This is a genomic window from Methylobacterium sp. SyP6R, assembly GCF_019216885.1.
Taxonomy (GTDB): domain Bacteria; phylum Pseudomonadota; class Alphaproteobacteria; order Rhizobiales; family Beijerinckiaceae; genus Methylobacterium.
Map to the genome: position 1 here is coordinate 2437789 of NZ_JAAQRC020000001.1, position 14980 is coordinate 2452768.

The window sequence follows — 14980 nt, forward strand, 5'->3', positions numbered from 1 at the left end:
GAGATGCAGAGCGGATTGCCCGCGCAGCAGGCGCAGCACTGCCCTGCGCGTGAGCAGGCGTGAGGTAACCGAGCCCCATGTTGCGTTGCGTCGCGGGCTCTCCTATCGGTCGCGGCGACCGGTCCCGCACCTCCCTGCGGTCTCCGCCTCCCGTTTCCAAGAAGAACCGCCAATGGCCGACAAGCTCTCACTGCCCAAGGACAAGATTCGCGTCCTGCTGCTCGAAGGCATCAACGACAGCGCGGTGGCGCTGCTCGAGGCATCCGGCTACGTCACCGTCACGCGGCTGGCCAAGGCCCTCGATCCGGCCGACCTGCACCAGGCGCTGAAGGGCGTCCACATCGTCGGCATCCGCTCGCGCACCCAGCTCGACGAGGCCGCTTTCGAAGCCGCCGACCGGCTGATGGCCGTCGGTTGCTTCTCGGTCGGCACCAACCAGGTCGATCTCGACGCGGCGCGCCGGCGCGGCATCCCGGTCTTCAACGCGCCGTTCTCCAACACCCGCTCGGTGGCCGAGCTGGTCATCGGCGAGATCGTGATGCTGCTGCGGCGCATCGTGCCGCGCTCGGTCTCGGCCCATGTCGGCGGCTGGGACAAGTCGGCCAACGGCTCGTTCGAGGTCCGCGGCAAGACGCTCGGCATCGTCGGCTACGGCAATATCGGCTCGCAGCTCTCGAACCTCGCCGAGGCGATGGGCATGCGGGTGATCTTCCACGATCTCACCGACCGCCTGCGCCACGGCAACACCGAGCCGGTCGAGAGCCTGAACGCGCTCTTGAGCCAGAGCGACGTGGTCTCGCTGCACGTGCCCGAGAACGCCTCGACCCACAACATGATCGGCGAGGCCGAGATCCGGGCGATGAAGCCCGGCGCGTACCTCATCAACAATTCCCGCGGCACGGTGGTCGATCTCGAAGCCCTGGCCTCCGCCCTGAAGGACGGCCACCTGCGGGGTGCGGCCGTCGACGTGTTCCCGGTCGAGCCGAAATCGAACCAGGATCGCTTCGTCTCGCCGCTCCAGGGGCTCGAGAACGTCATCCTGACCCCGCATATCGGCGGCTCGACCGAGGAGGCGCAGGAGCGCATCGGCGCCGAGGTGGCGCGCAAGCTCGTCGATTACTCGGATATCGGCTCGACGGTCGGCGCGGTGAACTTTCCGCAGGTGCAGCTGCCGGCCCGGCCGACCGGCCTGCGCTTCATCCACGTGCAGCGCAACCTGCCGGGCATGCTCGGACGCCTCAACGAGACCTTCGCCCGCAAGCAGATCAACATCGCGGCGCAGTTCTACCAGACCGACGGCGAGGTCGGTTACGTCGTGGTCGAGACCGACACGACCGACGTCGACCCGGACGCCCTGCTCGAGGAGCTGCGCTCCATCGACGGCACGATCCGGGCGCGGCTGCTGTACGAGCGCCGCTGACACCTGTGCCGGGGATCGGCGACGGGCCCCGGCAGCCGACGGAAGAGCCGAGAGGGCCACGAACGCAAACGGGCCCCTCTCGGGGCCCGTCGCACATCCGGTGATGTTCGGTCGTCTCAGTACCCGTAGCGCGCCCGCGAGAGCGGCGAGGTCGGGTCGAGATAGTCGACCGCCGACAGGTCGACCGTGACGGCGCTGCGGCGGGCGCCGATGAACGGGCCGTTGGTGATCGGGTCGGGCAGGATGCCGGCACCGCCGAAACGCTCGCGGTTGGCGATGTAGGGCGGCGAGTTCAGGTAGGACGCGGTGATGAAGTGCGGGTTGGTGGCCGGGTTGCCGGTCGCGCCCGAATTGGCCTCCACCACGTTGCCGGCATCGAGCCAGCTGCGCGGACGCACGCGGATCGCGAGGCCCTGGCCATCCTTGTAGCTGCGGATGACGTAGCTGTCCTGCGCCTGAGAGGCAGCGGTACCGGCGCCCAGGGTGGCGAGGGAGAGAAGCCCGGTCAGGGCGAGAGTCTGGAAGCGCATGCCGCACCTTTGCTGATCGTCGCCAGGGTAGCGCCGCACTCGTTAAGAAACGACGCTTGTGTGGAAAGAGACGTGCGAATGCGGCCGAGGTTCCCGATCACGGCGGGTCGGGTCGCGAATGCCGCACTCTCGCCGCATTCTTTCGAACCGCTTTGCGCAGGGTCGGCATCGCCGCGGTGGTGGCCGGCTCCTCCGGCGGGCAGGATGCCGAGCGGGGCTCGGCCAGCATCGCGGCCACCGCCGCGGACGGCCGGGCTCCCGGCTGGGCGCCGAGGCGCTCGACCGTGCAGGCCACGGCCTGCGGCTCGGGCAATTGCCCGAGCGGGGCGCAGAGCCAGCCTTCGAGCCGCAGGGCCGCACCGATCCGGAACGCCGTGCAGGCGCGCCGCCCCTCGGCATCGGCCAGGGTCGCGTCGACGGTGTCGAGGGTGCCGAACCGCGTCGCGAGCTGGCCGCGCTCCCCGGTACGCGCCACCGAGAGGCCGCCGGCCTCCGCGGCCCGGCGGGCCAGGGCGACGAACAGGCTTCCCTCCCCGTCCGGCTCGGACGTCTCGGTGGCGACGAGGCGCAGGAACGGCGCCTCGTGCACCCCGAAGGTGCCGGCGGTCAGGATGTCCTCGCGCAGGCCGGCCTGCACCCGGGCGCTGCCGGTCGCCTCGCCCAAGCGATAGCGGTCGGCGGCGACCTCGTTCCAGACCGGCGGCGCCAAAGCCGGGGCGGCGTAGCGCGGCACGAAGGCGGCCTCCCGGGCGACCGGCGGGTCGGCTTGAGGATCGGCCTGGCGCCGTTCGCTGGCGAGCACGCTGAGCAGCGCGATCACCGAAGCGGCCCCGATCGTCCGCCCGGCGACGCGCCGGTGCCAGGAGCGCCGCGGGACCGCGCGGGGCAACGGCCGCGGCATCAGCGGCTCGACCGGGCCGATGTCCCGTGAGAGGGCGTGCGCCGCCCGCGCCAGGGCGGCGTCGTCGAAGTCCGGCCTCTGCCGCACGGGATCGCTCCTTACGGTTGCGCGTGATCGCGAAACCAGGATCCCCTCGCATTTTAGCGATTTCGTTGACCCGCCCCGACTTGTCCCCGGCGGAGCGACCGCAGAGTCACCAAAACCCTAACAGGTGACGGCAGGCGGAATCTGTCGCCGTCACACACTCGCGGCGCTTGACAGGCGGGTGCGTTCGGGCTGTTGCTTCCCGCGCTCGCGCACCCCATCTCGGGTGTCGCCTTTTCCGAGGACTGACCGCGCCATGCGGCCTGTGTCGACCACGACGAAACGCAAAGCCACGACGGCGATTACCGCCGCCGGCTGAAGCCTCGCGTCGTCCTCGGATCCCTCCCCGTCCGTGGCGGACGGAGGCCGGGCTCTCGAGAGCCCGCCTGAGATCGTCCGGGGAGGGTCAAGTCCGAACTGGAGCGATTGAGATGGGTTACAAGGTTGCCGTCGTCGGAGCCACCGGCAATGTGGGCCGCGAGATGCTCGACATCCTGGCCGAGCGCGCCTTCCCAGCCGATACCGTGGTGGCGCTCGCCTCCCGCCGCAGCCTGGGCCAGGAGGTCTCCTTCGGCGACAAGACCCTGAAGGTCCAGGCCCTCGACCAGTACGACTTCTCCGACACCGACATCTGCCTGATGTCGGCCGGCGGCGAGACCTCGAAGGAATGGTCGCCCCGCATCGGCAGCCAAGGCTGCGTCGTCATCGATAACTCGTCGGCCTTCCGCTACGATTCCGACGTGCCGCTGATCGTGCCGGAGGTGAATGCCGACGCCGTGGTGGGCTTCACCAAGAAGAACATCATCGCCAACCCGAACTGCTCGACCGCGCAGCTCGTCGTGGCCCTCAAGCCCCTGCACGAGGCCGCCACCATCAAGCGCGTCGTCGTGGCGACCTACCAGTCGGTCTCCGGCGCCGGCAAGGAAGGGATGGACGAGCTGTTCAACCAGACCCGCGCGGTGTTCACCGCCGGCGAGGTCAAGATGCAGAAGTTCACCAAGCGCATCGCCTTCAACGTCATCCCGCACATCGACGTCTTCATGGAGGACGGCTCCACCAAGGAAGAGTGGAAGATGGTGGCCGAGACGAAGAAGATGCTCGACCCCAAGATCAAGCTGACGGCGACCTGCGTGCGCGTGCCGGTGTTCATCGGCCACTCCGAGGCGGTGAACGTCGAGTTCGAGCGCCCGCTCTCGGCCGAGGAAGCCACCCAGATCCTGCGCTCGGCGCCCGGCATCCTGGTCGACGACAAGCGCGAGAACGGCGGCTACATCACCCCCCACGAGGCGGCGGGCGAGGACGCGACCTACATCTCGCGCATCCGCGAGGACATCACGGTCGAGAACGGCCTGTCGTTCTGGTGCGTGTCGGACAACCTGCGCAAGGGCGCGGCGCTGAACACGGTCCAGATCGCCGAGGTGCTGATCAACCGCAAGCTGATCCAGCCGAAGCAGAAGGCCGCTTGAAGCGCGCCTCTGCCGTGAAGCGGGAGCGCATCCCGTAAGGTCACGACCTCTATCCGGCCCGTCTCCCGCAAGGAGGCGGGCCGTCTTTCGTCGAAAGGGAGAACGCCCCATGGCCCCCACCATCCTGTCCGTCCGCGACGACACCCTGGCGCTGCTGGAGCGCCTCGGCGTCCCGGCCGCGGCCTTCGCAGAGAAGGGCCTCCCGGCGCGCTCGCCGGTCGATGGCGGCGTGGTGGCGACGGTCCGCGAGACCACCTCCGACGAGGCCGAGGCGGTGATGGCGAATGCGGCCCAGGCCTTCCTTGCCTGGCGCCGTGTACCCGGCCCGCGCCGCGGCGAGCTGGTGCGGCTGCTGGCCGAGGAGCTGCGCGCCCACAAGGACGATCTCGGCCGGCTCGTGACCCTGGAGGCCGGCAAGATCCTCTCGGAGGGCCTCGGCGAGGTCCAGGAGATGATCGACATCTGCGACTTCGCGGTCGGCCTGTCGCGGCAATTGCACGGGCTCACCATCGCCACCGAGCGGCCGGACCACCGCATGATGGAGGTCTGGCACCCGCTCGGCGTCTGCGGCGTCATCTCCGCGTTCAACTTCCCCGTGGCGGTGTGGTCGTGGAACGCGGCTTTGGCCCTCGTCTGCGGCGATCCGGTGATCTGGAAGCCGTCGGAGAAGACTCCGCTCACCGCCCTCGCCGTCCATGCGCTCGCCATGACGGCGGTCAAGCGCTTCGGTGCGGACGCGCCCGACGGCCTGCTCGGGCTCCTGATCGGCGGCCGGGACCTCGGCGAGCGGCTGGTCGATGACCAGCGGGTGGCTCTCGTGTCGGCCACCGGCTCGACCGCGATGGGAAGGCAGGTGGCGCCGAAGCTCGCCGCCCGCTTCGCCCGGGCGATCCTGGAGCTCGGCGGCAACAACGCCGCTATCGTGGCGCCTTCCGCCGATCTCGACCTGGCTTTGCGCGCCATCGCCTTCGCGGCGATGGGCACCGCCGGCCAGCGCTGCACCACCTTGCGGCGGCTCTTCGTGCACGACAGCGTCTACGATGCGCTCGTGCCGCGCCTGAAGGCCGCCTACGGCTCGGTGCGGATCGGCGATCCGCGCGATCCCGCCACCCTGATCGGCCCGCTGATCGACGTGGCCGCGGCCGACGCCATGGCCCGCGCCCTCGACGAGGCACGCGCCATCGGCGGCACGGTCCATGGCGGCGAGCGCCTGCGCGACATCCGCGGCGAGGCGGCGGCCTATGTCCGACCGGCCCTCGTCGAGATGCCCGAGCAAGCCGGCCCGATGCGCCGCGAGACCTTCGCACCGATCCTCTACGTGACCCGCTACCGCGATCTGGAGGAGGCGATCCTCGCCCAGAACGCGGTCGCGGCCGGCCTGTCCTCGTCGATCTTCACCAAGGACCTGTCGGAGGCCGAGACCTTCCTGTCGGCCTCGGGCTCCGATTGCGGCATCGCCAACGTCAATATCGGCCCGTCGGGCGCCGAGATCGGCGGCGCCTTCGGCGGCGAGAAGGAGACCGGCGGCGGCCGCGAGGCGGGCTCGGATTCGTGGAAGGCCTATATGCGGCGCGCCACCAATACCATCAATTACGGCAAGACCCTGCCGCTGGCGCAGGGCGTGACGTTCGAGGTGTAGGGCGCACCAAGCGCCGCCCGCTCACCACGACGAGAGGGCGGCGCGTTTCCAGGTATTGGCGGCGACGCAGGTATAGACGAAATCGGCGTCGTGGGCCCAGTCGCCGGCCTGGCACGGGGCCTTGGACGAAGCCGGCGTCGCGAGGGGCGAATTGAGGAGGCCGTTCGCGGTCACCCGTGCTGGGGTTGCGGTGAGGGCGGCCGCCCCACCCTGTACGTAGCGGAGCGCCCCATCGGCATAGGACAGGCAGCCGTCGAGGCTGTTGAGGCAGAGGTTCTGCCCTGCACCGGCGATGAGCGCGTAAGGCATGGTGCCCTGGCTGGTATTGACCCCGCTGAAATGCGACCCGGCGATGTTGACGCTCGTGATCGCGCTCGTCCCGTCATAGAACGTATTGTCGCGGATCAGGTGGGCGCCCTGATAGAGGTGCCCGTTGATCATGTTGTAGGTCTCGCGCGTCAGGGTCACCTTGGATCCGGTCGCTGTCGCGGGCTGGTTGAGCGTCGCGGTACCGGAGGACTGATTGACCGCCGCCGGGTCGCCGCCGATCGCCGCGACCGTCGCGAGGCCGGCGAGGCCGGGACCGCTGAGGCGGTCGCCGACATGGAGCTTGCCCGAGAACGTGATGCTCGGGCTGCCCGCCCGGGTGGTCGCGGTGACCGTGGAGGGCGCAGGTGCCTCGCCCGACCACAATTCGGCGGCGGTGATCGGAAAGCCCAGGAAGGTGCGGAACACCGAGGCCGCATTGCCGAGCTTGCCGCCGGGCAGGTACGGCCCGTTGAAGTTCGTCATGTCGATCTCGGTGTTGTAGTGGGACTGCACCCCCGTATTGGCCATGATGGTGAGCGCCGGATTGAACGCCCAGGTGTTGCCGCCGCCCGGCCGCACGATGGTGGGCACGTAGAGCGCCACCTTCTGGCCGTGGTTGGTCTGCGGTCCGGCGCCCGTCATGCTCTCGAAATTGACGACGAGCCCGGATTCCTGACGCATGTTGCCCTGCGTCGTCCGCGCCTGGATGAGCTGCTGGGCGAGCTGGATGTAGGTCCGATCCCCCGGGGGAGGCAACGGATCGGCCATGTTCTCCGGACCGATGCCGACGCTGGCCGCGAAGGGGATTTCGATCCTCGGGGACGCCTTCGTCGTGTAGCAGCTCTGCTGCGGCGACGAGGTGCCGTCGACGTAGCCGGTCCAGGCGCCGGTGTCGCAGGCGCCCGCGGCCGTCGCGCCGGCCCTGGCGGCGGCTCCCGCATCGCGGCCGGGAGCCGGCCCGATATCGAGCTGGGCCAGATCCACGCCGCCCCGGTGCGGGGCCCGGGACACGCCCTGGGCGAGCGCGGAGGCGAGCGGCGAGACGAGGGTGGCGGACAGGACGAGGATGGACGTCAGGCGGGTCATCGGGCTCCCGGGATGCTCGCGGCAACGGCGCCGAGCCGTCGTGCCTGCCGTCATATGGTGCCACGCGAGACCCGGGCGAAGGCCGATGAGCAGGCCCCGACCGAGCGCGCGCCGCCGGACCGGGCGATCCGGCGGCGCACCCCCTCTCACGCCGCCGGCATCGCCCGCTCGATCACCCGGGCGAACAGCGACACGCCGTAGGGCGCGGCCTGGTCGTTGAAGTCGTAGGCCGGGTGGTGCAGGCCCGCACCCGGACCGGTGCCGAGGAAGATGTAGGCGCCGGGCCGGGCGTTCAGCATGTAGGAGAAATCCTCCGCGCCCATCATCGGCTGCACCGCGCGCTCCACCGCGCCCTCGCCCGAGACTTCCGCCGCGACGTCGGCCATGAAGCTCGACCGGCCCGGATCGTTGGCGGTCACCGGGTAGCCGCGGCCGTAATCGGCGGTCGCCGTCGCCCCGAAGGCGGCGGCGACGTTCGAGGCCACCTGCGCGATGCGCGCCTCGCACAGGTCGCGGACGCTCTCGGAGAGGGTGCGCACCGTGCCGTTGAGGATCGCGAATTCCGGGATCACGTTGAAGGCGTCACCGGCCTTCACCTGGGTGATCGAGATCACCGCCGACTCGATCGGGTCGATCGTCCGCGAGGTGATCGATTGCAGGGCGGTGACGATGTGGGAGGCGACCAGCACCGGATCGATGCAGTTGTGCGGCGCCGCCGCGTGGCCGCCCTTGCCGTTGACCGTGATGGTGATCCGGTCGGCCGCCGCCATGATCGCGCCGGGGCGGATCGCGAAGCTGCCCAGCGGCAGGCCCGGCATGTTGTGCAGGCCGTAGACCTCCTGGATGCCGAAGCGCTCCATCAGGCCGTCCTTCAGCATCACGTCGGCACCGCCGCCGCCCTCCTCGGCCGGCTGGAAGATGACGATCGCCGTGCCGTCGAAGTTGCGGGTCTCGGCCAGGTACTTGGCGGCACCGAGCAGCATCGCCGTGTGCCCGTCATGGCCGCAGGCGTGCATCTTGCCCGGCACCGTCGAGCGGTGGGGAACGCCGCTCGTCTCCTCGATCGGCAGGGCATCCATGTCGGCGCGCAAGGCCACGACCTTGCCCGAGCCGGTGTCGCGGCCGCGGATCACCCCGACGACGCCGGTTTTCCCCAGTCCGGTCACCACCTCGTCGCAGCCGAAGGCCCGCAGCCGCTCGGCCACCAGGCCGGAGGTGCGGTCGAGGGCGAACAGCAATTCGGGATGCTGGTGGAAGTCGCGGCGCCAGGCCGTGATCTCGTCGGAGAGGGCGGCGACGCGGTTGATGACGGGCATGTGACAATACGCTCATGGTGGGGCGGGAACGGACGCGCAGGATGCAACAGGCAGACCGGTCCGCGGTCAACTCCCTCGCGCGACTCGCGAATGTCGCGGATCCGGCGCCGGGCGCATGGCGCCGGCCCGGTTGGCCCGGGACTTGTTAGAGCCGCACGATCGTTCCACAGCGCCTCGGCCCCTGGCCGGAAAGGCCGGGACGGTGCATCATTTTTCATCATTCCGCCGTCGCCTGCGGCGTCGGAAGATGCTCTAACGCGCTTGAACGCCCCTTTCGCCCCCGCGGAGTGTCCTCGTCGATGTCGCCTGTGAAGTTCCGTCCGCTGCTGGCCAGCCTCGCCGCCACCGCCCTTGTGGCGATCGCCGGCGCCGCGCCGGCCGCGGCCGCCAACACCTTCCGGTTCGCCTTCCAGGGCGACCTCAAGTCCCTCGACCCGTACACCCTCAAGGAAACGTTCACGATCGCGGCGCACGGCGCGGTCTACGAATCGCTCGTCACCCGCGACAAGGACCTGAAGCTGGTCCCGGGCCTCGCCGAATCCTGGGAGACTCCGGAGCCGACCCGCTACCGCTTCCACCTGCGCAAGAACGTCAAGTTCCACGACGGCTCGCCCTTCACCGCCGACGACGTGATCTTCTCCGCCGAGCGCGTGCGGGCGCCGGGCTCGAACTTCCAGACCAACGTGCCGGCGGACGCCACCTTCGTGAAGGTGGACGACCACACCGTCGACATGGTGCTGAAGAACCCCAACCCGATCGCCCTCTACCAGTTCGGCAACTGGTACATCATGTCGAAGACCTGGGCCGAGAAGCACGACGCGCTGAAGCCCACCCCGGTCGCCGCCACGGCCCCGAGCTACGCCGCGCTCCACGAGAACGGCACCGGCCCGTTCGTCATCACCGAGCACCAGCCCGGCGTGCGCACGGTGTTCAAGAAGTTCGACGGCTACTGGGGCAAGGTCGAGTCGAACCTCGACGAGGCGGTCTTCACCACCATCAGCAACGACGCCACCCGCGTCGCCGCGCTGATCTCGGGCGAGGTCGACTGGATCGACCCGGTCCCGCTCCAGGACCAGAGCCGCGTCAGTTCGAGCCCCACCGCCGTGGTGGTGAACGCGCCGGAGTTGCGGACGATCTATCTCGGCATGGACCAGACCAGCGACGAGCTGCGCGGCTCCAACGTCAAGGGCAAGAACCCGTTCAAGGACGTGCGGGTGCGCGAGGCGTTCTTCCGGGCGATCGACGAGGATGCGATCGTCAAGCGCGTCATGCGCGGCCAGGCGACCCCGGCCGCCCTTCTGATCGCCCCGCCGCTCTTCCCGCTCGCCGGCGAGTTCAAGCGCCCGGCCTACGACCCGAACAAAGCGAAGGCGCTGCTGGCGGAAGCCGGCTACCCGAACGGCTTCGAGGTGCCCCTCGACTGCCCGAACGACCGCTACGTCAACGACGAGGCGATCTGCCAGGCCGTGACCTCGATGCTCGCCCGCGTCGGCGTCAAGGTGAACCTGATCGCCCAGCCCAAGGCGAAGTACTTCGCCAAGATCCTGAAGCCCGCCTTCGACACCTCTTTCTACATGCTGGGGTGGACGCCCTCGTCGATGGACTCGCACAACATCCTGTACGAGATCGCCGGATGCCGGAACGACAAGGCCTCGCCGCGCGGCACCACCAACCTCGGGAATTACTGCAACCCGAAGGTCGATGCCCTGGCCGACAAGATCGAGCGCGAGACCGACCAGGAGGCCCGCAACCTGATGATCAAGCAGGCCTACGAGATCGTCATGGGGGATTGGGGCTACATCCCGCTCCACCAGCAGGCTTTGGCCTGGGGCGTGTCGAAGAAGGTCAAGCTGGTGCCGCGGGCCGACAACCAGATGATGCTGTACTGGGTGTCGAAGGAGCCGTAAGCGGCGCCTGAATCACAGGGCGACCGGGCCGCGCATCCCCTCTCCCCGTGGGCGGGGAGAGGGTCGAGCCCCCCTTGTCGGGGGCGAGACGAGGCGGCAGCCGAGGGTGAGGGGGAGGTGCCGAATGAGGCTCCTCCGGGACCCCCCCTCACCCTCGCCCTTCGGGCTCCCTTCGCACCCGACGAGGGGTGCGAAGGCCTCTCCCCGCCCGCGGGGAGAGGAGATCCCTGTGCCTTTTTTGTTGACGGAAGAATGCGTTAGCCGTCCCGCATCCTTCGCGTTCGAACTCCGAGGCCTCTCGGACCACACCAGAACACAAGAACCCCCCTCATGCTCGCCTTCATTCTCCGCCGCCTGCTGCAATCCGTCGGGGTGCTGCTGGCGGTCGGGCTGATCGCCTTCGCGATGTTCCGCTTCGCCGGCGATCCGGTGAACCAGCTGGTCGCGCCGGATACGCCCTATGCCGAGCGGCTGCAGATCCGCCAGAGCCTCGGCCTCGACGATCCGGTGCTGGTGCAGTTCGCCCGCTATGCCGGCAACGCCGTGCGCGGCCAGTTCGGCAACTCTTACCAGTTCCGCCAGCCGGTCTCGACCTTGCTCGCCGAGCGCATGCCCGCGACCCTCGAACTGGCCTTCTGCGCCACACTGTTCGCGCTCACCGCCGGCATCCTGATGGGGGTCTATTCGGCGCTCCGCCGCGACAGCGTCGGCGCCAAGCTCGTCCAGGCGATCTCGCTGATCGGCGTCTCGCTGCCGACCTTCCTGATCGGCATCCTGCTTATCTTCCTGTTCTCGGTCACCCTCGGCTGGCTGCCGTCCTACGGCCGCGGCGACACGGTGCGGATCGGCTGGTGGACCACCGGCTTCCTCACCGTATCCGGCCTCAAGGCCCTGATCCTGCCCTCGATCACCCTCGGGCTTTTCCAGATGACGCTGATCATGCGCCTCGTCCGGGCCGAGATGCTGGAGGTCCTGCGCACCGACTACATCCGCTTCGCCCGCGCCCGGGGCCTCACCACGCGCTCGATCCATTTCGGCCACGCGCTGAAGAACACGCTGGTTCCGGTCATCACGGTCGCGGGCCTTCAGCTCGGCTCGATCATCGCCTTCTCGATCATCACCGAGACGGTGTTCCAGTGGCCCGGCATGGGCCTCCTGTTCGTGCAGGCGGTGCAGAACGTCGACGTGCCGATCATGGCCGCCTACCTGCTGCTGGTCGCCCTCATCTTCGTGACGATCAACCTCGTGGTCGATCTCCTCTACACCATCGTCGATCCGCGCCTGCGCCTCTCGGTGCGGCGGGCGACGTGAGGATTGTTTGAAGCCCATGGCCTCCCCCGCCCTTCCCGCCGCAGCGCCGCCGTCGCGCCTCGCGCGCTTCCTCGATTCGGATCTCTTCGCCAGCTTCAAGCGCTCGAAGCTCGCGATGGCGGCGTTCTTCGCCACGGTCCTGTTCGTCGCGCTCGCGCTGCTCGCCCCCGTCATCTCGCCGCAGAACCCCTACGACCCGGCCCAGCTCGAGCTGATGAACGCGAGCCTGCCGCCGCTTTGGTACGCCGACGGCCAGGCGCCGTTCCTGATCGGCACCGACGACCAGGGCCGCGACGTGCTCTCGGCGGTGTTCTACGGCATGCGCCTGTCGCTCCTCGTCGGCGTGCTCGGCGTGCTGCTGTCGGGCTTCATCGGCATCGGCCTGGGGCTCATCGCCGGCTATGCCGGCGGCTTCGTCGACACCATCATCATGCGCGTCGCCGACGTGCAGCTGACCTTCCCGGCGATCCTGATCGCGCTCATCGTCGACGGCGTCGCCAAGGCGGTGGCCGGCGGCCACATGGAGGCGGATGCGCAGATCGCGCTCATCGTCGTGGCGATCGGCCTGTCGTTCTGGGTGCAGTATGCCCGCACCGTGCGCGGCTCGGTGATGGTCGAGAAGAACAAGGATTACGTCCAGGCCGGCCGGCTCATCGGCCTGTCGGCGCCGGTGATCCTCACCCGCCACATCCTGCCGAACGTCACCGGCCCGGTCTTCGTCATCGCCACCATCAACCTGGCGCTCGCCATCATCACCGAGGCGACGCTCTCCTTCCTCGGCACCGGCCTGCCGGAGACGATGCCGTCGCTGGGCACCCTGATCCGCACCGGCAACCGCTTCCTGTTCTCGGGCGAGTGGTGGATCGTCGCCTTTCCGGGCCTGGCGCTGGCCGGCCTCGTGCTGGCGATCAACCTGCTGGGCGACTGGCTGCGCGACGCCCTGAACCCCAAGCTGCAATGACCGACATGACCCAACCCGTCCTCTCGGTGCGCGACCTGCGGGTCGAGTTCGCCACCCGCCGCGGCGTGCTGACCGCGCTCGACGGCGTCTCCTTCGAGATCAACCGCGGCGAGGTGCTCGGCGTCGTCGGCGAATCCGGCGCCGGCAAGTCGGTGACCGGCTCGGCGGTGATCGGCCTGATCGACCCGCCCGGCCGCATCGCCGGCGGCGAGATCCGCCTCAACGGCGAGCGCATCGACAACCTCTCACCCGAGGCGATGCGCAAGGTCCGCGGCCGGCGCATCGGCATGATCTTCCAGGACCCGCTGACCAGCCTCAACCCGCTCTACCGGGTCGGCCGGCAGATCGAGGAGACGATCCGCACCCACACCGATCTCTCGGCCAAGGCCGCCCGCCAGCGGGCGATCGACCTGCTCGCCGAGGTCGGCATCCCGGCGCCGGAGCGGCGGATCGACGGCTTCCCGCACGAATTCTCCGGCGGCATGCGCCAGCGCGTCGTCATCGCGCTCGCGCTCGCCGCCGAGCCGGAGCTGATCATTGCGGATGAGCCGACGACGGCGCTCGACGTCTCGGTCCAGGCCCAGATCATCACGCTGCTGAAGCGCCTCGGGCGCGACCACGGCACCGCCGTGATGCTGATCACCCACGACATGGGGGTGATCGCCGAGGCCGCCGACCGGGTGGCGGTGATGTATGCCGGCCGCGTCGCCGAGATCGGCCCGGTGGCGGCGGTGGTGGGCGATCCGCTCCACCCCTACGCCAAGGGCCTGATGGGGGCGATTCCCTCCCTGTCGCACGAGGCCGATCGGCTGGCCCAGATTCCCGGCGCGATGCCGCGGCTCTCGGCGATCCCGCCCGGCTGCGCCTTCAACCCGCGCTGCCCGAAGGTGTTTGCCCGCTGCACGGTCGACCGGCCCGAGCCCCTGACGGTCGGCTCGCACCGGGTCGCCTGCCACCTCTACGACGCGACCGGACAGGCCGCCGCATGAAGCCCCACATCGCCTTGAAGCCCGTGATCACGCCCCAGCCCGACTACGTGCAGGTCCGCGACCTGCGCCGCCTGTTCGATGTCTCGCGCCCCTGGCTCAACCGGGTGATCGAGCGCCAGCCGCGCCAGTACCTGCGCGCCGTCGACCACGTCTCGTTCTCGGTCGCCAAGGGCGAGACCCTGGCGATCGTCGGCGAATCCGGCTCCGGCAAGTCGACGGTCGCCCGCATGGTGGTCGGCCTGATGCCGCCCTCCGACGGCGAGGTGTCGATCGCCGGCATCTCGATGACCGACCCGCGCCAGGCCGCCGAGCGGCGGCAGCTGCGCCGCCGCATCCAGATGATCTTCCAGGACCCCTACGCCTCGATGAACCCGCGCTGGCGGGTCGACCGGATCGTCTCCGAGCCGATCCGCGCCTTCGGGCTCCTCAGCGGCGAGCGCGAAATCCAGGCGCGGGTCGGCGAGCTCCTGACCCTGGTCGGCCTGCACCCCGACGACGGCAAGCGCTACCCCCACGCCTTCTCGGGCGGCCAGCGCCAGCGCATCGCCATCGCCCGGGCGCTCGCCTCCGAGGCCGAGTTCCTGGTCGCCGACGAGCCGACCTCGGCCCTCGACGTCTCGGTCCAGGCCCAGATCCTGAACCTGATGCGCGACCTCCAGGACCGGCTCGGCCTGACCTACCTGTTCATCAGCCACAACCTCGCCGTGGTGCGCCACATGGCGAACCGCATCGGCGTGATGTATCTCGGCCGCATCGTCGAGATCGGCGGCGGCCGCGAGCTCTTCACTGCCCCAAAACACCCCTACACCCGCATGCTCCTCGATGCGGTCCCCGACCTTGCGCATGTCGGCCGGCAGCGCGTGCCGGTGCAGGGCGAGATCCCGAACCCGATCAACCCGCCGTCAGGGTGTACCTTTCACCCGAGGTGCCCATTCGCGAATGAGCGGTGCAAGGCGGAGGTGCCGGTGTTCCGGGATGGGGTGGCGTGTCATGCGGTGGAGGAAGGGCGGTTGATGCCTGGGGGTGTGGCTGCGGTGGCGTAGTGAGATGTGCCGCGGCTG

The 14980-nt window shown here is 69.5% G+C and carries 12 protein-coding genes; 8 read left to right on the plus strand and 4 right to left on the minus strand.

Annotated features, from left to right (window positions below):
• Nucleotides 1–172 precede the first annotated feature (172 nt).
• A complete protein-coding gene (serA, locus tag HBB12_RS11285) occupies nt 173–1420 on the plus strand; it encodes a phosphoglycerate dehydrogenase (protein ID WP_236989418.1) in 1248 nt (415 codons plus the stop codon).
• 116 nt (nt 1421–1536) lie between these two features.
• Here the strand turns inward: serA and HBB12_RS11290 are convergent, their stop codons facing one another.
• Together HBB12_RS11290 and HBB12_RS11295 are read right to left on the minus strand one after the other, a co-directional pair.
• Nucleotides 1537–1950 (minus strand): hypothetical protein, encoded by a 414-nt coding sequence (locus HBB12_RS11290; protein WP_236989419.1) that lies wholly within the window; start codon nt 1948–1950, stop codon nt 1537–1539.
• A 97-nt stretch (nt 1951–2047) separates the two neighbouring features.
• Nucleotides 2048–2938 carry a hypothetical protein gene (locus HBB12_RS11295; protein WP_236989420.1) on the minus strand — a complete coding sequence of 297 codons (891 nt, stop codon included), beginning with the start codon at nt 2936–2938 and terminating at the stop codon, nt 2048–2050.
• Nucleotides 2939–3366: 428 nt separating this feature from the next.
• Here HBB12_RS11295 and HBB12_RS11300 point away from each other — a divergent pair, with 428 nt between their 5' ends.
• Both HBB12_RS11300 and amaB read left to right on the plus strand, forming a co-directional pair.
• Entirely contained in the window at nt 3367–4401 is a 1035-nt protein-coding gene (locus HBB12_RS11300; protein ID WP_236989421.1) for an aspartate-semialdehyde dehydrogenase, read from the plus strand.
• 109 nt (nt 4402–4510) lie between these two features.
• On the plus strand, nt 4511–6040 hold the full coding sequence (gene amaB / locus HBB12_RS11305) for an L-piperidine-6-carboxylate dehydrogenase (protein ID WP_236989422.1): 1530 nt from the start codon (nt 4511–4513) through the stop codon (nt 6038–6040).
• 21 nt (nt 6041–6061) lie between these two features.
• On the opposite strand, the gene HBB12_RS11310 is transcribed toward amaB, so the two are convergent.
• On the minus strand, nt 6062–7435 hold the full coding sequence (locus HBB12_RS11310; RefSeq protein ID WP_236989423.1) for a hypothetical protein: 1374 nt from the start codon (nt 7433–7435) through the stop codon (nt 6062–6064).
• A 146-nt stretch (nt 7436–7581) separates the two neighbouring features.
• Nucleotides 7582–8751 carry a M20 aminoacylase family protein gene (locus tag HBB12_RS11315; protein WP_236989424.1) on the minus strand — a complete coding sequence of 390 codons (1170 nt, stop codon included), beginning with the start codon at nt 8749–8751 and terminating at the stop codon, nt 7582–7584.
• Nucleotides 8752–9050: 299 nt separating this feature from the next.
• Between HBB12_RS11315 and HBB12_RS11320 the strand changes: the two genes are divergently transcribed.
• The 5 genes from HBB12_RS11320 to HBB12_RS11340 all read left to right on the plus strand — a co-directional run bounded on the left by HBB12_RS11320 (nt 9051) and on the right by HBB12_RS11340 (nt 14962).
• Nucleotides 9051–10658, plus strand: coding sequence for an ABC transporter substrate-binding protein (locus HBB12_RS11320; RefSeq protein WP_236989425.1), 1608 nt, complete (start codon nt 9051–9053; stop codon nt 10656–10658).
• Nucleotides 10659–10988: 330 nt separating this feature from the next.
• A complete protein-coding gene (locus tag HBB12_RS11325; protein ID WP_236989426.1) occupies nt 10989–11969 on the plus strand; it encodes an ABC transporter permease in 981 nt (326 codons plus the stop codon).
• Nucleotides 11970–11985: 16 nt separating this feature from the next.
• Nucleotides 11986–12930 carry an ABC transporter permease gene (locus HBB12_RS11330; protein WP_236989427.1) on the plus strand — a complete coding sequence of 315 codons (945 nt, stop codon included), beginning with the start codon at nt 11986–11988 and terminating at the stop codon, nt 12928–12930.
• Between the two features lie 5 nt (nt 12931–12935).
• Nucleotides 12936–13919, plus strand: coding sequence for an ABC transporter ATP-binding protein (locus tag HBB12_RS11335; protein WP_236989428.1), 984 nt, complete (start codon nt 12936–12938; stop codon nt 13917–13919).
• Complete coding sequence (locus HBB12_RS11340; protein WP_236989429.1) at nt 13916–14962, plus strand: ABC transporter ATP-binding protein; 1047 nt, start codon at nt 13916–13918, stop codon at nt 14960–14962. The genes HBB12_RS11335 and HBB12_RS11340 overlap by 4 nt, the downstream gene beginning before the upstream one ends.
• The last annotated feature ends 18 nt before the right edge of the window (nt 14963–14980 follow it).